Here is a 17277-nt window from a genome sequence, read left to right as displayed (position 1 = left end):
TTAAAGCAAAACATCAGCTTTCCGGCGTAACCTTATCCTAAAGATGACAATTTATTCTGCTGACGGACCGGCCAGTGTGCTCTCGGCCGTGCCGATCGTCATGACATTGCCACGCCAAGCCACCGCGCTGCCGATCCAGCTGCGGGCCCAGACGAGGGGCATGATCATATCCCTGCTGATCATGGCCGGCAGCGTGTAGAGCGAAACCGGCCAGCGGTTGAGGGCGGCAAGCGCGAGTTCCGGCACGTACATGAGGGCGAGGACGGCAAAGGCGGTTGCGGTAAGGTTCACGTCCATCATCGCAGCGGCGGCGAGCGCGAAGAGAAGCGGGGGAAGCGTGCCGGTCAGGATTTCCGGTGCGAAATATTGCGGGAAGGTCACGCGTCGCAGCCGCGCCCAGCGGGTCTGGCGCGACCAGATTTCACCGGCATGGCGCTGGCCGAGCGGTTGCTCGAACGGGGCGGAGACCAGATGCACCCTGCGGCCGGCGCTTCTGACCAGCTTCGTCGAGGCGGCGTCTTCGGCGATTTCGGCGGCGAGTGCACGAATGCCGCCATTGTCCTCCAGGAACGGCTTGTTCCACAACATCGACTTGCCTTGCGCGAAACCCATGCCTATGGCTTCCGCCGCATATTGCCAGCGGCCCTGCGATCCGTTGAGGAAGGCGCATTCCACATGCGCCCAGAAACCCGCAGGCCGTGAACCGAGCGGCGGCGAGCAGACGAGCCCGCTGTCCTTCCGCCAGGCCGACATCATGGTGGCAATATAGGATTTCGGCATCAACACGTTCGAATCGGCGAGAATCACCCATTCATGCCGGGCGGCGCGCCAGCCCTTCACGCAATTGTTCAGCTTCGGATTGGCGCTGATGCGGTCGTCACCGATGAGCAATTGTGTGGAAACCGATGGAAAGGCGGCTTCAGCTTTGCGGACTTCCTCGATCACGGGATCGAATTCATCAGCGACGCAGAACAGCAGCTCGTAGTCGGGCCAGTTGAGCTGAAAGGCGCGCGATAGTGTCAGCGTCGTGAAGTTTTCCACGCCACGCAACGGCACCACAAGCGAGACAGGCGGTTTTTTCCGGACAAGATCGTTTTCCGCATCCCGTCTTGTCAGTCGCCAGCCGGCGAGAACGATGCCGAGAAGATTGAAGGCGAGGAGCAGGATTGCGCAAAGGGCAAAAACGGTTTCCATGCTGGCCAGTTCCACTCCCAAGCTTTCGGCGGTCCACCCGCCAATCGATTCCATGGAATTCGTCTCTGCCGATTATAACGTTTGCGTGACAGTTACATGTCATGATCGGACAGGCAGGGAGATCGAGCGGCGCATGAGAGGCGTCACGACGGCTGCGCTCAAAAGAAAAGCCCTCCGCATAGAAGGGCCCAATCGTCATGATGGTCGATGAATTTTAGTGGACGTTCAGGATATGGGCATGACTGCTTGCGACGAGAAACGATTCCCGTGCTTTCTCGATGTCGCATCTGCCGGCGATGGCATCGAGGCAGTTCCTGCGCGCTTCCTCATATTCCGGCCCATGTTCCTCGGGCCAGCGGTACATCAGCATATCAAGCGCCACCAGCGGGCTGTAGATTTCCACGGCCGCCGAAAGCGGCAGATGGATCGCCACCGGTTTCATCCACGCGGCGTGGTGACACGGCTCTGTTCTGTGAATCAGCATGTCATTTTCCTCCCTGTTTTACCTGGCTTGAAAGCCTCTCACACTCCCATGCGCGAAATGCCCGCCTCACGAAATGGTTCCCGATCACCTAAAATGTGATCGATCAGGGGGTTCCAATTTTCCAAGATGAATGGAAGATGAACAAATAGATGAACCGGAGATGAACAAAACCACCGCTACGGCGTTGGTATGTTCATAAGAAGGAGAACACATATGTTTAATTTGTCAGGCATTCAGGAAAGCTTCTTCGGAGACCGCATGGCTGGCGTATGCGAGGCGATCACCTCGGCTCTGGCCTTCGAATCAGGGCTCGAAAAGTCGCGCATTTCCGCAAGTGTCGAAAATGATGTGATTTATCTGGAAGGTACGGCCGATTCGGTCGAGGCGATCGATATCGCCATCAATCTTGCCGCTTCCATTTCCAATTGCCGGATTCTGAGCCATATCGAGCCGGTTTACTGAATATTGTGCCAGCCGGGCGAAACCTCGTCCGGCTCATTCAGACGCAATAACGCGGCAATGTCATTTCCGGTTGCCGATTTGCGCGCTGCGGACCATATCGCCGGGCTTGATGCCAGAACGTTTCGCGGCGCCGCCATTCAGCTCAAGCACAAATTTTACGGGTCCGCGGGAGCTGATGATCGCTTCCGAATGCGGAACGGCGTTTTCGTGAATATGGGTGATTCGGCCATCGCTGCCGATGAACAGCATATCGAGCGGGATGAGGGTGTTGCGCATCCACATGGCGACGGCGCGCGCCTCACCGAAATCGAACAACATGCCGTTTTCAGACGGCATGGATTTACGGAACATCAGACCCTGCGCGCGCTGGGCATCGTCCAGCGCCAGTTCGGCAACGAAGTCGTGCGTTTTCCCGGAAGCGGTTTCAATGGTGAGCGGCTCTGACGTGAAGGCCTGGCGTTCCTGAGCCTGCGCGGCACCGGCCAGCGTGAAAAAAAGAAGCGCCATAACGGCGCTTTTCACCATATGGCGCAGGGCGGACATCAATGCGACATCCCGATGGCAACCGGGTTGTCGGGATGGATTTCCGCCGCCATCAGGCCCTTGTCGCCATCGCCGAAGCGCACCAGAACCACCTGACCGGGACGAAGCTCCGTCAGGCCGAAACGGCGCAGCGTTTCCATATGCACGAAAATATCTTCTGTTCCTTCGCCACGCGTCAGGAAGCCGAAACCCTTGGTGCGGTTGAACCACTTGACGATGGCGCGCTCAAGCCCGCTCGACGGCGTCACCTGCACATGGGTGCGCACCGGGGGCAGCTGCGAGGGGTGAACGGCGGTCGACTGATCCATGGAGAGAATGCGGAAAGCCTGGAAACCGCGATCGCGCCGCTGGATGAGGGCGACGATGCGCGTGCCTTCGAGGATAGTCTGGTAACCGTCGCGGCGCAGGCAGGAGACGTGCAGCAACACATCCTGCGTGCCGTTATCAGGCACGATGAAGCCGAAACCCTTGGCGACATCGAACCACTTCACGACGCCGGTGATCTCGGTCAGGTCCACGGCATCGCCCGAAAGGTCCTCGACATCGACTATCGTTTTCGATGACATCCTATCAGCCATATCCTGCCAACCCCTCGATTACGCGCCATACACCGGTCAACTGATTCCTGTGCGCCAGATTAACATCTTGGTAACGGTTTCACGCAAGCCCTAGTTTTTGATTTACGCAGCTGCTTTTATGTCGCCGTCCTTGTCCGGGGCTTGCCATCATGCGTTTAACGGCTTCGGACCCGTGTAATGGAGAGGAATAAAATGCGGTATCTGCACACGATGGTTCGCGTCAAAGACCTTGGCGAATCACTTAAATTCTATGTCGACCTGCTCGGTCTTACGGAAATACGCCGAATCGAGAACGAAAAAGGCCGCTTCACTCTCGTGTTTCTTGCGGCGCGCGACGACATTGCTGCGGCGAAGGAAAACAAGGCGCCGTGCCTGGAGCTCACCTATAACTGGGACACCGAGGATTATACCGGCGGCCGCAATTTCGGCCATCTGGCATACGAGGTCGACAATATCTACGATTTCTGCGCCCGGCTGCAGCAGAACGGCATCGTCATCAACCGGCCGCCGCGCGACGGACATATGGCCTTCGTGCGTTCGCCTGACGGTATTTCCTTCGAAATTCTGCAGAAGGGCGAAAGCCTCGCACCAGCCGAACCGTGGATATCTATGCAGAATACCGGTTCCTGGTAGGGATTTTCCGGTGAGTAGCGGTGTTTTCGGGTGCTCTTGCCTTGTCCTGAGGGGATGAGGCATAGTCCGCGAATCGAAACGGCCAGTCCCGTTTTGGGGAAGCACACGATTCCGTTCCCGTGCTGCTGTTGGAAATGCAAGATACGGAGGCCAGCCATGAAAACTGTCGAAAGCGCGAAAGGACGCCTTGTCCGTCCGCGTCTTGTCGTCGCGGTTTCGCTGCTTGGGCTTTCCGGCTGTGTTTCGGCGGTGACCGACGACGAGATGGCCGCCGCTACCAAGAAGCCGGAAATTGCCGCACAACAGAAGCCGCAAACCGCCGCTTCCGCCGCCGCCGGCGCGCAACCGGGACACTATGTGGATCCCGCCGTGGCATCGGCGGCCGGCGCGGCTGCGCCTGCCCAGACGCCGGGCGGCCCGGCGCAGGCTTATGGCGCCGCCGCCGATATTGGCGGATTGACGACGCAGCCCACGGCGATTTCCGCCGGGACGACAAGCATTTATTCCACTGTGGCGCCCGCCGGTGCTGCAGGTGCACCCGGCACGGCCGCCGCCACGGGCGCTCCCTCTCACAAAATCATTCCCGCGGTCAGCAGCGTCTATTCGGCGCCCATGCAGGCGGCGCAACCTCAGCCTCAGCCGGTATCAGCGCCGGTTCAGGTCCCGCCAGCCGGACAGGTGCCGGCGGAACAGCATAGCGAAAACCGTCAGCCGGTTCCTGTGCCCGCGCCGCAGTCCGCCTCGGAACAGCTCGCGGCTGTTGCGGCGCAGCCGGCCGTGGACGCTGCCAAGATGGTGGGCGAGGCGCAGGGAGGTGACGGTAAGGGCGTGACGCTTGCGGCATTTTTTGCCGGCGCGGCCAAGAAGCGCCTGCCCAAGATGATTGAAAGCGGCACGGCGGACAATACGCAGGTCGCATCATTGCCCGGAGCCGCGGACGGGACGATGGGCATTGCGCTTTCCGGCCGCTCTGTCATGTCCGACGAGTTTGACGATGCCCATCTCGATGAAGAGGATGACCAGCCGACAGGCCTGATGAAACTCGCCTCGCTCTCCGGCCTGAGCCGCGTCGCCCCGAACGGGCTTTTCCTGCAGACGGATCGCGTCGAAGTTGGCTGCTTCAAGCCGGAACTGGTGCGGATGATCAAGGATGTGGAGCGCCACTATAACAGCCCGGCGATCGTCACTTCGGGCTATCGCCCGCCAAAGGGCATAAGGCAGGGCTCCAAACACTATACTTGCGATGCCGCCGACATCCAGATCAAGGGCGTCTCCAAATGGGAGCTTGCGACCTATCTGCGTTCCCTGCCGGAGCGCGGCGGCGTGGGCACCTATTGCCATACCGAATCGGTCCATATGGACACGGGTGAGCCAAGAGACTGGAACTGGCGCTGCCGCCGTACCGCTGCGCGCAAATGATCTCTGGCCGGGTTTGTAGGAATATCAAACCCTATGCTTTCCGAGCCTGAAACTTTATACCTGAAGACTGTACTGAACCTTTTGGAGCGACCGTCCGGTCGTGCCGGTGAGCTGGCGCTTGAGCCTATGGCCCTTTATCGCAGCGGGTGTTCTGAAACCAGGCTTGCAATGGATACAGTCTAAGACTACGGGCGCATCTTTTCCGCTCACATCAGAGTCCTGTCACTCGTGGTGATAACTCTTTGCAAAATATCAGAAAATGTAGATTTGAGGTGGTGAGAGCGCAGGGATTCGAACCCTGGACCTACTGATTAAAAGTCAGTTGCTCTACCGGCTGAGCTACGCTCTCCCGTGTCGGGGCTTGGTTGCCCTTCGGAAGTGCGCGGAACATATGTAGAGCGATCCGTTCGGTCAACCCAAAAAAAGCGCTTTCTACAATCAATCCGGTTTTTTTTGTCGCACCCCCGAAAAGGTGATTGGAGAGAGGGGGCGGCTGGGGATAAAACCGGCTGCAGACATGTCGGCCAGACGGGTGAAATCCTTTTGCAGCAATGACATGCATGAAAATGAAGCGTGAGGCGGCGGCGAATCCTAGGAATCGCGGCGGCTTTGCGGGATGCGGAGTTCTTTCTTGTCGATTGCCGATATTTCCCTGTTCAGCGCGCTTCTGGCCGGCGCTCTTTCCTTTCTGTCGCCCTGCGTCCTGCCGCTGGTGCCGCCTTATCTCTGTTATATGGCGGGTGTTTCGGTCGAGCAGTTCAGGACGGAAGATACAGCACCCCGACCGGAGATTCGCAGGGCCGTGCTGTTTTCGGCCTTTTTCTTCACGCTTGGTTTCGCCACTGTTTTCGTGGCGCTTGGAGCAGGGGCCTCGACGATCGGTACGCTCCTTCGTCAGAATCTGGATATTCTCGCCAAGATCGGCGGTTTCATCATCATCCTTATGGGCCTGAATTTCCTCGGTGTCTTCCGCATCGGCCTGTTTTCGCGCGAGGCGCGGTTTCAGGGGGCGGGCAAGCCGGCCACGCTTTCAGGGGCCTATGTGATGGGCCTTGCCTTCGCTTTCGGCTGGACGCCCTGCATTGGTCCGGTTCTGGGTGCGATCCTTGGTGTCGCCGCCGCGCGTGATACGGTTGGTGATGGTGCGGCGCTGCTTGCGGTCTATTCGCTCGGCCTTGCCGTGCCGTTCTGGATCGCGGCTGCGTTCTCCGGTTCCTTCATGCGTTTCCTCGTCCGCTTCCGCCGCCATCTCGGCCTCGTGGAAAAGCTGCTGGGCGTATTGCTGGTGCTGACCGGTCTCGCTTTCATGTCCGGTTTTATCACCAATGTGGCGATCTGGTTCCAGGAGACCTTTCCGATCCTCATGAAAATCGGTTAAGCCTCCCGCCGGAGTTGCTTGCGGGGGAAACATAGTGACCGATATCGTCGGATTGCTTTTGCCGTTTTTCGGCCTGATCTTCATCGGTTATGGTGCGGCGCGCATAACGAAACAGCCGGTCGAGGCGATGGGCTGGCTGAACACCTTCATCATCTATGCGGCGCTGCCGGCGCTGTTTTTCAAACTGGTGTCGAAAACGCCGGTGGAAGAGCTGGCACGCATGGATTTCGTCGCTGCCAGCCTTGCCTGCACCTATGGCATTTTCCTGCTGGTATTTCTGATCGGCCGGTTCGTGCGGAAAAACAGCCTTGCCGAAACCACTATCCAGAGTTTTGCGGCCAGCTACGGCAATATCGGCTATATGGGGCCGGGCCTTGCGCTTCTGGCGCTCGGCGAAAAGGCGGCAGTGCCGGTGGCGCTGATCGTCTGCCTTGAAAACGCCGCCCATTTCATCGTCGCCCCGGCGATGATGGCGGTGGCGGGCGGCGACAAACGCTCTCCGGCAAGGCTTGCGCTGGATGTGGCGCGCAAGGTCATCACCCATCCCTTCATCGTATCCGTCATCGCCGGTTTTCTGGCCGCATCGCTGTCATGGCAGCCGCCGGAGGCGGTGCAGCGGCTGGTGGATTATCTGGCGCAATCAGCAGCACCCTGCGCGCTATTTGCCATGGGTGTGACGCTGGCGCTTCGGCCAATGAAACGGGTGCCGGTGGAAATCAGCTATATCGTGCCGGCAAAACTGATCCTGCATCCGCTCGCCGTCTGGCTCGTGCTCTCGTCGCTCGGGCGATTTGAGCCGGTGTGGATCTATTCGGCCGTGCTGCTGGCAGCGCTGCCGACCGCGACGAACGTCTTCGTCATCGGCCAGCAATATCACGTCTGGCAGGAGAGGGCGTCTGCGACGATCCTGATTTCGACGGTGCTGTCGGTCTTCACGCTGACCGGCGTGGTGTATTTCATCCAGCCTTTTTGAAGCTGCCGAATAAAAGCGAGGGCAGGGCCTTCAGCCCGCGTCCCGGCTCGATGCCTTCGCGCATGACCATGCTTCGGAGCGTGCCGATTCCCGAGAGGACGTGCAGGCCCGCCGCGCGCGCCATCTGCACCGGCAGCAGGTCGGAAAGCAGCGAACGGTTGAGGAGATCGACGCTGAGCGTGCGGCTATAGACATCCGCACGCCGCCTGCGGTCGAAGCTGCTGCCGGCATCGGCCGCAATCGGGCGGTCGGAGACCGCGCCCAGCAGTTCCGTCAGCGCGATGATGTCGCGCAGGCTGAGGTTCAGCCCCTGCGCGCCGATGGGTGGAAAACCATGCGCGGCCTCGCCGATCAGGGCCACGCGGCCCTTGCCGAAGCGGTGTGCCGTCATGGAAGAGAGCGGCCAGGCCTGCACGCTGTCCTCTACTGTTACCGCGCCCAGCATGGACTGCATGCGCTCCTCGATCCGGAGGCTGAGTGTTTCCAGCGGCAGCGCCGTCAATTCCTCCGCCTGTTGCGGGGTAACGACCCAGACGAGGCTGGAGCGGTTGCCGGGCAGGGGAACCTGGGTGAAAGGACCGGTTGGCGTGTGGAATTCCGTCGAGACATTGCCATGCGACCGGCTGTGGCCGAAGTTCAAAACAATGGCCGTCTGCGGATAGGACCAGGATTTGACGCCGATGCCGGCCGTATCCCGCACCATCGACTTCTTGCCATCAGCGCCGATGAGGAAATCGGCCGAGAGTGTTTCGCCGTCTGCAAGTGTCACCGATACGCGGTCGTTGCCGATGTCGATCGTCTCGGCCGTGGCGTCGAGGCGGGTAATATTGTGTTCCTGCTCAACCGCTTCGCTGAGAACGCCAAGCAGCGCCTCGTTGGGAATGTTCCAGCCGAAGGCATCGAGCCCGATTTCGGAGGAGCGGAACTGCACGGTTGGCGCGCGTAGCAGGCGCTCGGTGCCGTCAATGATCTGCATGGTGGAAAGACGTGCGGCTGATGGCGCGATGCGTGACCAGAGGCCGAGACGGTCCATGAAGCGGATGGACTGGTCCATCAGCGCCGTGGTGCGCTGGTCCTTCCTGTCGCTTGAAGGTGCGATGAGCGCCACGTGGCGGCCCGCCCGCGCCAGCGCGATGGCCGCGATCTGGCCCGCAAGTCCCGCACCTGTTATGGCGATATCGAAGTGTCTCATGGTCCTGATCCGTTGTTATTTCCAAAGCATCATAATGGCTTTGCGCGGGTAAATCCACTTCGGCTCCGGAACATCCGGTTGCGAAGATTCGTTGGTTGCCCTGTTATATTAGTCCTAGGATAAGCGGATTGAGCCGGTTGCAAAGCGTGGTGAATGGCCGCATACCGGAATAAGCAGGGCGGATGAAAAACGGGGCGCAGACGCTGACCATGAAAATTTTCAACTACAAGCGTGTTCCCTACGCGGAAATCCGCGCCTTTTCCGTTCATATGCTCACGGCTTCCGGTTCGTTTCTGGCCTTTCTCGGCGTCGTTGCCGCGGCTGAACACCGTTTCGTCGACATGTTCTGGTGGCTGGGGCTTGCGCTTCTGGTCGATGGTATCGACGGACCCATCGCCCGCAAGGTGCGGGTGAAGGAAGTTCTGCCCAACTGGTCCGGCGATACGCTCGACAATATCATCGACTACGTCACATATGTGCTCTTGCCCGCCTTTGCGCTTTACCAGAGCGGCATGATCGGCGAGCCGCTGTCCTTCGTGGCGGCCGGCATGATCGTGGTGTCCAGCGCCATCTATTATGCCGATATGGGCATGAAGACGGACGAATATTTCTTCTCCGGCTTTCCGGTGGTGTGGAACATGGTGGTGTTCACCCTGTTCGTCATGGATGCCAGCGCAACGACGGCCATGATCGTCGTTACCGTCTCGGTGTTCCTGACATTCCTGCCGATCAATTTCCTGCATCCGGTGCGGGTGAAACGATTGCGGCCGCTCAATCTGGCCGTTGTCTTCATCTGGTGCGCGCTTGGCGGTTATGCGCTGCTGACGCACTTCGAAACCCCGAGCTGGGCCGTGATCGGCTTCGTGGTCAGTGGCATCTATCTTTATTGCATCGGTGGAATATTGCAGTTTTTCCCCTCGCTCGGTGCGAAATAAGAAAAAGGTAAAGCCGTTTATTGCTTGTGCAAATCGCATTTAAGCAGCTTCTTTTTCAGTTGTGCGCAGCAGCAAAACCGTTATCAATAAGTCTTGATTGGATGAAATTGCATACGCATTGGCGTCCGATTGGGAACAATGACCGCGATCGTTAGAAACGCCTCGAAGAAGGCATGGATGGTCGGTGAGAGAGGGAACTCGTGACTGGAACTTTGGCGCCGGAGGCCGTGCCTCTCCTGTCCGTTCGCAAGCTGACCAAGCTGTTCGGCAATTTCGCCGCCTGCAACGGCATCGATCTCGATATTGCGCCGGGCGAAATTCATGCGCTTCTGGGTGAAAACGGCGCGGGCAAATCCACGCTCGTCAAGATGCTGTTCGGCGTTCTCGCACCCACCGAGGGTGATATTATCTGGCAGGGCCAGCCGGTTTCCGTCGGTTCGCCAAGCGAGGCCCGCCAACTCGGCATTGGCATGGTCTTCCAGCATTTTTCCCTGTTCGAGGCGCTGACGGTCGCTGAAAACATCGCCCTGTCGCTCGACCCTAAAATTTCATTGAAGGAAATCGCCAGGGAAGCGGAAACGCTGTCGCGGGCCTATGGCCTGCCGCTCGATCCCTATGCGCATGTGGCCGATCTTTCGGTGGGCGAGCGCCAGCGGATCGAGATCGTCCGCGCCCTGCTGCAGAACCCGCGCCTCATCATTCTCGACGAACCGACCTCGGTGCTGACGCCGCAGGAGGCTGACAAGCTGTTCGAAACGCTGGAGAAGCTGAAGGCCGAAGGCCGCTCGGTGCTTTATATCAGCCACCGTCTGGAAGAGGTGCAGCGCATCTGCGACCGCGCCACCGTCCTGCGCCACGGCAAGGTGACCGGCGCCTGCGATCCGCGCAAGGAAACGCCGGCATCGCTGGCGCGCATGATGGTCGGCAGCGATGTCGCAAGCGTTTCGCGGCCGACGGGCGAGGCGCTCGGCCAACCGCATATCGAGGTCATGGGGCTTTCCGTTGCGCCACGCACGCCTTTTGCCGTGGCGCTGAAATCGATTTCTATGCAGGTGCGCGCCGGGGAAGTGCTGGCGATTGCCGGCGTGGCCGGCAACGGCCAAGGTGAGCTATTCGATGCGCTTTCGGGCGAATATCCGGTCTATAACAACGATGCCATTCACCTGCGCGGCAAGCCGGTCGGTCGCATCGGTATCAATGGTCGTCGCCTGATGGGCGCGGGTTTTGTGCCGGAAGAACGCCACGGCCACGCCGCTGTTCCCGGCATGAGCCTTTCCGACAACCTGCTGCTGGCGCGGGCGCGCTCCGACCGCAAGGCGTTTCTGACCGGCGGTTTCCTGCGCATCGTCAGGGGCTCGGCGATCAGGGCGGCGGCGCGGCGCATTTCGGAAACAATGGATGTGCGCAAAAGCGGGGCCGATCCGCTGGCCGGATCGCTTTCCGGCGGCAACCTGCAGAAATTCATCGTCGGTCGCGAGCTTGATCGTCAGCCGACCGTACTTGTGGTCAACCAACCAACCTGGGGTGTGGATGCCGGTGCCGCAAGCCGCATTCGTCAGGCGCTTGTCGATCTTGCCAAGGCGGGCTCGGCCGTCATCGTCATCAGTCAGGATCTCGATGAAATCTTCGAGGTCGCCACCAATATCGCGGTTATTTCCGACGGCAAGCTTTCCGAGGCCTATCCGGTGGAAGACATGACGCTTGAAAAGATCGGCCTGCTGATGGGCGGCATTAACGCGTCACATTCGGGAGCCGCCCAGCATGCGCATTGAGCTTGAAAAACGGGCAGGGGTCTCGAAGCTTTTCACCCTTATTTCGCCGCTTCTGGCGCTTGTGCTGACGCTGCTGGTCGGCGCCGTCATGTTCGCCATGCTCGGCAAAAATCCGGCTCATGCGCTTTATGCCTTTTTCGTTGAACCGCTGCTCGAAGTCTGGTCGCTGCACGAGCTGGCGATCAAGGCCGCACCGCTGATCCTGATCGGCGTTGGCCTGTCGATCTGTTATCGCTCCAATAACTGGAACATCGGCGCGGAGGGGCAATTCACCATCGGCGCGATCACCGGTTCCATACTGCCGGTTCTTTATCCCGACTGGCATTCGCCGCTCATCCTGCCGTTGATGATGGTGATGGGCGCCATCGGCGGCGCGCTTTATGCCGGTATTCCGGCGCTGTTGAAGACGAAGTTCAACACCAACGAAATCCTCGTCAGCCTGATGCTGGTCTATGTCGCGCAGCTTTTTCTCGACTGGCTGACGCGCGGCATCTGGCGCGATCCGGGCGGCTACAACTTCCCGCAGACCAAGCCCTTCAACGAAAGCGCCGTCTTGCCGGAAATGCTGGCCTCGGGCCGTGCGCATTGGGGTTTCGTTTTCGCCATCGTCGCGGCAATCGCGCTGTGGTTCATGATGCGCTACATGCTGAAAGGCTTCGAGGTCACCGTGCTTGGGCAATCGGCGCGGGCCGGGCGTTTTGCCGGTTTCTCGTCAAGCCGCATGGTGTGGTTTTCGCTGTTGCTGTCAGGTGCACTGGCAGGGCTTGCGGGCATATCTGAGGCCTCCGGCTCCATCGGCCATCTACAGCCCAGCATTTCGCCGGGCTATGGTTTCACCGCCATCATCGTCGCCTTTCTCGGCCGTCTCAATCCGCTTGGCATCATTCTGTCAGGGCTGGTGCTGGCGCTGACCTATCTCGGCGGCGAGGCGGCGCAGCTTTCGATTGGTGTGTCGGACAAGGTGACGCGTGTGTTCCAGGGGCTGATGCTGTTCTTCGTGCTGTCCTGCGATACGCTGATTTTCTACCGCATCAGGGTCGTCTTCACCGGCAAGGCGCATAACAGCCAAGGAGCGGCATGATGGATATGCTTCAGGCCATCCTCCTCACCGTCATTACTGCCGCCACACCGCTGGTCATCGCCGCCTCCGGCGAGCTGGTGACGGAGCGTTCCGGCGTCCTCAATCTTGGTGTCGAGGGCATGATGATCATGGGTGCGGTCTGCGCTTTTGCGACCGCCCATATGACGGGGTCTCCCTATCTCGGCATTCTCGCCGGCATCGCCTCCGGCGCGGTTTTTTCGCTGCTATTCGGTTTCCTGACACTGACGCTGGTCACCAATCAGGTAGCGACAGGCCTTGCGCTTACCATTCTCGGCCTCGGCGTTTCCGGCATGCTGGGCGAAAGTTTCGTTGGCCTGCCGGGTGTCAAGCTGCAGCCTATCGTCTTTCCGCTGCTGTCGGAGATTCCCTTCTTTGGTCCGCTGCTATTCCGGCAGGATCTGATCTTCTACATGTCCATCGCGCTGGTCTTTGGCACTGGCTGGTTTCTGTTCAAAAGCCGCGCGGGCCTCAAAATCCGCGCTATCGGCGACAGTCACGCTTCCGCCCATGCGCTTGGCATCAATGTCATCCGCACGCGTTATCTGGCTGTGATGTTCGGCGGCGCCTGTGCCGGTCTTGCCGGGGCGCAGCTGTCGCTCGTCTATACGCCGCAATGGGTGGAAAACATGTCGGCCGGGCGCGGCTGGATTGCGCTGGCGCTCGTCGTTTTCGCGTCATGGCGTCCATGGCGGGTTCTGGCGGGCGGTTATCTGTTCGGCGCCGTCTCCATCGGGCAATTGCATGCGCAGGCATTCGGCATCGGGGTGCCGTCGCAACTGCTTTCGGCGCTACCTTACCTTGCAACTATTGTCGTGCTGGTCATCATCTCGCATAATCGCCGCACGACCTTGATCAATACACCGGCATCGCTGGGCAAATCCTTCGTGCCGGACAGGTGAAGCATTCTCACGTCTCCAAACCAACAGGGGTAAAAATGAAAAAACTGGTCATCGCACTTGCCGCTTCCATCGCGGCACTTGGAGGCGTTGTTTCCTCCGCTGAAGCCGCCGACGCCAAGAAGGTCTGCTTCATCTATGTCGGCAGCCGCACCGATGGCGGCTGGACGCAGGCGCATGAAATCGGCCGCGAAGAGCTGCAGAAGCACTTCGGCGACAAGATCGAAACGCCGTTCCTCGAAAGCGTTCCGGAAGGCCCGGATGCCGAACGCGCCATCGAGCGCATGGCCCGTTCCGGCTGCGAACTGGTGTTCACCACCTCCTTCGGCTTCATGGATGCGACCGTGAAGGTTGCCCAGAAGTTCCCCAAGGTGAAGTTCGAACACGCCACCGGCTTCAAGACCGCTGAAAACGTCGCGACCTACAATTCGCGTTTTTATGAAGGCCGTTACATTCAGGGCCAGATCGCCGCGAAGATGTCGAAGAAGGGTGTTGCCGGCTACATCGCGTCCTTCCCGATCCCGGAAGTGGTGATGGGAATCGACGCCTTCGTTCTCGGCGCGCAGTCCGTCAATCCCGAGTTCAAGGTCAAGGTCGTCTGGGCCAACACCTGGTTCGACCCCGGCAAGGAAGCCGATGCCGCCAAGGCGCTGATCGACCAGGGTGTCGATATCCTGACGCAGCACACCGACACGACAGCGCCGATGCAGGTTGCAGCGGAACGTGGCATCAAGGCCTTCGGTCAGGCTTCGGACATGATCAAGGCCGGTCCGGAGACGCAGCTGACCGCGATCAAGGACACCTGGGGCGCATATTACATCAAGCGCACGCAGGCTCTTCTGGATGGCACCTGGAAGTCCGAATCCATCTGGGACGGCCTGAAAGACGGCATCCTGACCATGGCGCCCTACACCAACATGCCTGATGACGTGAAGAAGATGGCCGAGGAAACCGAAGCCAAGATCAAGTCGGGCGAGTTGCATCCTTTCACCGGTCCGGTGAAGAAGCAGGACGGTTCGGAATGGCTGAAGGCTGGCGAGAAGGCTGAAGACAAGGTTCTGCTCGGCCTCAACTTCTACGTTGCCGGCGTGGACGACAAGCTGCCGCAATAATGCGGATCATCTATCCTTATTGAGGCAAGGCCGCACATGTGTCATGTGCGGCCTTGCTTATTTTCATGCGTTTTACTGCATGGATGAAGTTTACCTTTGCTTTTCACGCGACTTGATGTTTTTCACTATAATCTGACTTGAGATACACACGTCTGGCGCGATTTTTTCGAGATCGCCAGCCGAACGGAAGGATATGGCACTTGCAGCGCGGAATGCTCGATGCGGCGATCGGTTTTCGAAAGCTGCGGACAAATCATGCACAGGTCGTTCACAAGCTCGGTCTCGATATCGTCTCCGGCACCTTCAAGACGGGTGACATCCTTCCCGGTGATGCCGAGCTGATGGAGCGGCTGAAAGTGTCGCGCACAGTGCTGCGCGAAGCGATGAAGACGCTCACCGCCAAGGGCATGATTTCACCCAAGGCGCGTATCGGCACCCGGGTGACGGAGCGCGAGAGCTGGAACATGTTCGACAGCGAAGTGCTGCTCTGGCATTTCGAGGCTGGTGTCAGCGATGAGTTTCTGCTGCATCTTTATGATATCCGTCAGGCTTTCGAACCCTATGGCGCGGGCCTTGCCGCTATCAGGGCAAAGGACACCGATATCACCAAGCTCGCCGCCTATGCCAACGAGATGGGCAACACGGCCTATTCCAAGGAAAAGCGCGCTCTTGCGGATATGAACTTCCATGTGCTCATCACCGAAATGTCGGGCAACCCGTTCATGCGCACCGTCGGTTCGCTGATAAAGGCGGCTCTGGTTGGTATTTTCCGGATGAGCAACCCGGATACCGATCCCAATGAGATTTCCGACGTTTCCGCCTCCCACCTGAGGCTCGTCGAGGCGTTTCGCCTGCGCGATGAGGCCGCGGCGCGCCGCGAAATGGAAAGGCTGATTGAGAACGGCCGCCAGCAGGTGCTGGAATTCACTGCCCGCAATACCCCGCGATAACTCAAACTGCGGGAGCGGGATGCGACCCTCTTCCAATCACGTTTGATGAAAATCGGTGCGGAAATTTGGTGCAGATTTGCATGGTTTCTTAAGTGGGCCGCCGTTATAGCAATTCCGGAATGAAATTACCGATGCGCCCGTTTGTTTGCCGGACGGCGTGAAGTCAAACATATGCCGCCGTCCTGGCCGCCATGCGGCCGGTGACAGGTGTTGGAGGTCTTATGGAGCGCAGCTCTCTAGCCATTATTCTCGCAGCGGGCGACAGCACGCGCATGAAATCGTCGAAGTCCAAGGTGCTGCATCCGGTCGCCGGGCGTCCGATGATCGCGCATGTGGTGGAGGCGGTGGCTGGATCTGGCGTCGGCACGGTGGCGCTGGTGGTCGGGCGCGATGCCGACAATGTCACTGCGGCCGCAAGCATGAAGGGCATTCAGGTCGAAGCTTTCCTGCAGACGGAACGCAAGGGCACTGGCCACGCGGTTCTTGCCGCACGCGCCGCCCTCGAACGCGGTTTCGATGATCTCATCATTGCCTATGGCGATGTGCCGCTTATCACCTCCGCAACGCTCGACCGGGCGCGTGAGGCGATTGCCGCCGGCGCCGATGTCGCTGTCATCGGTTTCCATACCGATCGCCCGACCGGTTACGGCCGGCTTCTGGTCGAGAATGGTGAGCTTGTCGCGATCCGCGAGGAAAAGGATGCCACCGATGCGGAGCGCAAGGTCACCTGGTGCAATAGCGGCCTGATGGCCATCAACGGCCGCAACGCGCTGGACCTGCTCGACCGGATCGGCAACAGCAATGTGAAGGGCGAATATTATCTGACTGACGTCGTCGAGATCGCCCGCTCTCTCGGACGCCGCGCCGTCGCCATCGATGCGCCGGAAGCCGAGCTGGTCGGCTGCAACAACCGCGCCGAACTGGCCTTTATCGAGAAGCTCTGGCAGGAGCGCCGCCGCCACGAATTGATGGTGGACGGCGTTTCGATGGTTGCCCCCGAAACCGTCTTCCTCTCCTTCGACACGAAGATCGGTCAGGACGTTCTGATCGAGCCGAATGTCGTCATCGGTCCCGGCGTCACGATCGAGCCGGGCGCCGTCATCCACGCCTTCTCGCATCTGGAAGGGGCCCATGTCGCGGAAGGTGCGGCCGTTGGTCCCTATGCGCGGTTGCGCCCGGGTGCGAACCTGCATGCCAATTCCAAGGTGGGCAATTTCTGCGAGGTCAAGAAGGCCGAGATCGGCGAGGGCGCCAAGGTCAACCATCTGACCTATATCGGTGACGCCTTTATCGGCGCAGGCAGCAATATCGGCGCGGGCACCATCACCTGCAATTACGATGGCTACAACAAGGCCGAAACGCGCATTGGTGCGAACAGTTTCATTGGTTCGAACTCGTCGCTGGTCGCTCCTGTCACCATTGGAGAGGGGGCCTATATCGCCTCCGGCAGCGTGATTACCGATGACGTGCCTGATGATGCGCTGGCTTTTGGACGCGCGCGTCAGGAAGTGAAACCGGGCCGGGCAACCGTCGTGCGCGAGCGGGCAAAAGCGCTGAAGGAAGCGAAGAAAAAGTCCTCTTGAAAGACGTTACCAAGCGATACCGAAAGTGACCGGCGGCGTAATTGCCGATTTCAGGGAAACGATTAGTAGTT

17 protein-coding genes and 1 tRNA gene are annotated in these 17277 nt (G+C 59.5%); 12 read left to right on the top strand and 6 right to left on the bottom strand.

Annotated features, from left to right (window positions below):
* Positions 1 to 51: 51 nt before the first annotated feature.
* Positions 52 to 1194 (bottom strand): ceramide glucosyltransferase, encoded by a 1143-nt coding sequence (locus MRBLRC7O_RS07390; protein WP_035213191.1) that lies wholly within the window; start codon positions 1192 to 1194, stop codon positions 52 to 54.
* A gap of 214 nt (positions 1195 to 1408) precedes the next feature.
* A complete protein-coding gene (locus tag MRBLRC7O_RS07385) occupies positions 1409 to 1678 on the bottom strand; it encodes a DUF982 domain-containing protein (RefSeq protein WP_035213169.1) in 270 nt (89 codons plus the stop codon).
* Between the two features lie 213 nt (positions 1679 to 1891).
* On the opposite strand from MRBLRC7O_RS07385, the gene MRBLRC7O_RS07380 reads away from it, so the two are divergent.
* The gene (locus tag MRBLRC7O_RS07380) at positions 1892 to 2140 is read left to right on the top strand and encodes a BON domain-containing protein (RefSeq protein WP_003507987.1); all 249 of its coding nucleotides are present in this window, start codon (positions 1892 to 1894) and stop codon (positions 2138 to 2140) included.
* Positions 2141 to 2200: 60 nt separating this feature from the next.
* On the opposite strand, the gene MRBLRC7O_RS07375 is transcribed toward MRBLRC7O_RS07380, so the two are convergent.
* Both MRBLRC7O_RS07375 and MRBLRC7O_RS07370 read right to left on the bottom strand, forming a co-directional pair.
* Complete coding sequence (locus tag MRBLRC7O_RS07375) at positions 2201 to 2683, bottom strand: DUF192 domain-containing protein (RefSeq protein WP_003507989.1); 483 nt, start codon at positions 2681 to 2683, stop codon at positions 2201 to 2203.
* Positions 2683 to 3261, bottom strand: coding sequence for a cold-shock protein (locus MRBLRC7O_RS07370; RefSeq protein ID WP_035213171.1), 579 nt, complete (start codon positions 3259 to 3261; stop codon positions 2683 to 2685). The genes MRBLRC7O_RS07375 and MRBLRC7O_RS07370 overlap by 1 nt, the downstream gene beginning before the upstream one ends.
* A 192-nt stretch (positions 3262 to 3453) precedes the next feature.
* On the opposite strand from MRBLRC7O_RS07370, the gene MRBLRC7O_RS07365 reads away from it, so the two are divergent.
* Together MRBLRC7O_RS07365 and MRBLRC7O_RS07360 are read left to right on the top strand one after the other, a co-directional pair.
* Positions 3454 to 3894 (top strand): VOC family protein, encoded by a 441-nt coding sequence (locus MRBLRC7O_RS07365; protein WP_003507992.1) that lies wholly within the window; start codon positions 3454 to 3456, stop codon positions 3892 to 3894.
* A 156-nt stretch (positions 3895 to 4050) separates the two neighbouring features.
* Positions 4051 to 5313, top strand: a complete 1263-nt coding sequence (locus MRBLRC7O_RS07360; RefSeq protein ID WP_162690807.1) for a YcbK family protein — start codon at positions 4051 to 4053, stop codon at positions 5311 to 5313.
* Positions 5314 to 5586: 273 nt separating this feature from the next.
* Here MRBLRC7O_RS07360 and MRBLRC7O_RS07355 read toward each other — a convergent pair.
* Positions 5587 to 5662: transfer RNA gene (locus tag MRBLRC7O_RS07355), tRNA-Lys, on the bottom strand.
* 282 nt (positions 5663 to 5944) lie between these two features.
* Between MRBLRC7O_RS07355 and MRBLRC7O_RS07350 the strand changes: the two genes are divergently transcribed.
* Together MRBLRC7O_RS07350 and MRBLRC7O_RS07345 are read left to right on the top strand one after the other, a co-directional pair.
* Positions 5945 to 6691 (top strand): cytochrome c biogenesis CcdA family protein, encoded by a 747-nt coding sequence (locus MRBLRC7O_RS07350; RefSeq protein WP_003507996.1) that lies wholly within the window; start codon positions 5945 to 5947, stop codon positions 6689 to 6691.
* A gap of 34 nt (positions 6692 to 6725) precedes the next feature.
* Positions 6726 to 7664, top strand: a complete 939-nt coding sequence (locus MRBLRC7O_RS07345; protein WP_003507998.1) for an AEC family transporter — start codon at positions 6726 to 6728, stop codon at positions 7662 to 7664.
* On the opposite strand, the gene MRBLRC7O_RS07340 is transcribed toward MRBLRC7O_RS07345, so the two are convergent.
* Positions 7648 to 8856 (bottom strand): UbiH/UbiF family hydroxylase, encoded by a 1209-nt coding sequence (locus tag MRBLRC7O_RS07340; RefSeq protein WP_080866230.1) that lies wholly within the window; start codon positions 8854 to 8856, stop codon positions 7648 to 7650. The two genes, MRBLRC7O_RS07345 and MRBLRC7O_RS07340, sit on opposite strands and share 17 nt — an antisense overlap.
* 209 nt (positions 8857 to 9065) lie before the next feature.
* Here MRBLRC7O_RS07340 and pcsA point away from each other — a divergent pair, with 209 nt between their 5' ends.
* From pcsA to glmU, 7 genes are all read left to right on the top strand, one after another.
* The gene (pcsA, locus tag MRBLRC7O_RS07335) at positions 9066 to 9791 is read left to right on the top strand and encodes a phosphatidylcholine synthase (protein ID WP_003508003.1); all 726 of its coding nucleotides are present in this window, start codon (positions 9066 to 9068) and stop codon (positions 9789 to 9791) included.
* A 212-nt stretch (positions 9792 to 10003) separates the two neighbouring features.
* Positions 10004 to 11563 carry an ABC transporter ATP-binding protein gene (locus MRBLRC7O_RS07330; protein ID WP_153315009.1) on the top strand — a complete coding sequence of 520 codons (1560 nt, stop codon included), beginning with the start codon at positions 10004 to 10006 and terminating at the stop codon, positions 11561 to 11563.
* Complete coding sequence (locus MRBLRC7O_RS07325) at positions 11553 to 12644, top strand: ABC transporter permease (RefSeq protein ID WP_020809232.1); 1092 nt, start codon at positions 11553 to 11555, stop codon at positions 12642 to 12644. Before MRBLRC7O_RS07330 ends, MRBLRC7O_RS07325 begins: the two co-directional genes overlap by 11 nt.
* Complete coding sequence (locus MRBLRC7O_RS07320) at positions 12644 to 13564, top strand: ABC transporter permease (RefSeq protein ID WP_003508011.1); 921 nt, start codon at positions 12644 to 12646, stop codon at positions 13562 to 13564. The genes MRBLRC7O_RS07325 and MRBLRC7O_RS07320 overlap by 1 nt, the downstream gene beginning before the upstream one ends.
* A 35-nt stretch (positions 13565 to 13599) precedes the next feature.
* The gene (locus MRBLRC7O_RS07315; RefSeq protein ID WP_003508013.1) at positions 13600 to 14673 is read left to right on the top strand and encodes a BMP family ABC transporter substrate-binding protein; all 1074 of its coding nucleotides are present in this window, start codon (positions 13600 to 13602) and stop codon (positions 14671 to 14673) included.
* A 212-nt stretch (positions 14674 to 14885) separates the two neighbouring features.
* Positions 14886 to 15623: a FadR/GntR family transcriptional regulator gene (locus MRBLRC7O_RS07310; protein ID WP_003508015.1), complete on the top strand. Its 738-nt coding sequence runs from the start codon at positions 14886 to 14888 to the stop codon at positions 15621 to 15623.
* Positions 15624 to 15844: 221 nt separating this feature from the next.
* Positions 15845 to 17206: a bifunctional UDP-N-acetylglucosamine diphosphorylase/glucosamine-1-phosphate N-acetyltransferase GlmU gene (gene glmU / locus MRBLRC7O_RS07305; RefSeq protein WP_107675644.1), complete on the top strand. Its 1362-nt coding sequence runs from the start codon at positions 15845 to 15847 to the stop codon at positions 17204 to 17206.
* Positions 17207 to 17277: the final 71 nt, after the last annotated feature.

This window comes from Agrobacterium radiobacter (assembly GCF_040801995.1).
Taxonomy (GTDB): Bacteria; Pseudomonadota; Alphaproteobacteria; order Rhizobiales; family Rhizobiaceae; genus Agrobacterium; species Agrobacterium radiobacter.
The sequence above is the reverse complement of the archived record's forward strand: the minus strand, read 5'-3'. Positions and strand labels throughout refer to the sequence as shown.

Coding starts and splice junctions, on each gene's coding strand:
- MRBLRC7O_RS07390 (WP_035213191.1), bottom strand. CDS start 1,194: ATGGAAACCGTTTTTGCCCTTTGCGCAATCCTGCTCCTCGCCTTCAAT.
- MRBLRC7O_RS07385 (WP_035213169.1), bottom strand. CDS start 1,678: ATGCTGATTCACAGAACAGAGCCGTGTCACCACGCCGCGTGGATGAAA.
- MRBLRC7O_RS07380 (WP_003507987.1), top strand. CDS start 1,892: ATGTTTAATTTGTCAGGCATTCAGGAAAGCTTCTTCGGAGACCGCATG.
- MRBLRC7O_RS07375 (WP_003507989.1), bottom strand. CDS start 2,683: ATGTCCGCCCTGCGCCATATGGTGAAAAGCGCCGTTATGGCGCTTCTT.
- MRBLRC7O_RS07370 (WP_035213171.1), bottom strand. CDS start 3,261: ATGGCTGATAGGATGTCATCGAAAACGATAGTCGATGTCGAGGACCTT.
- MRBLRC7O_RS07365 (WP_003507992.1), top strand. CDS start 3,454: ATGCGGTATCTGCACACGATGGTTCGCGTCAAAGACCTTGGCGAATCA.
- MRBLRC7O_RS07360 (WP_162690807.1), top strand. CDS start 4,051: ATGAAAACTGTCGAAAGCGCGAAAGGACGCCTTGTCCGTCCGCGTCTT.
- MRBLRC7O_RS07340 (WP_080866230.1), bottom strand. CDS start 8,856: ATGAGACACTTCGATATCGCCATAACAGGTGCGGGACTTGCGGGCCAG.
- pcsA (WP_003508003.1), top strand. CDS start 9,066: ATGAAAATTTTCAACTACAAGCGTGTTCCCTACGCGGAAATCCGCGCC.
- MRBLRC7O_RS07325 (WP_020809232.1), top strand. CDS start 11,553: ATGCGCATTGAGCTTGAAAAACGGGCAGGGGTCTCGAAGCTTTTCACC.
- MRBLRC7O_RS07320 (WP_003508011.1), top strand. CDS start 12,644: ATGGATATGCTTCAGGCCATCCTCCTCACCGTCATTACTGCCGCCACA.
- MRBLRC7O_RS07315 (WP_003508013.1), top strand. CDS start 13,600: ATGAAAAAACTGGTCATCGCACTTGCCGCTTCCATCGCGGCACTTGGA.
- MRBLRC7O_RS07310 (WP_003508015.1), top strand. CDS start 14,886: ATGCTCGATGCGGCGATCGGTTTTCGAAAGCTGCGGACAAATCATGCA.
- glmU (WP_107675644.1), top strand. CDS start 15,845: ATGGAGCGCAGCTCTCTAGCCATTATTCTCGCAGCGGGCGACAGCACG.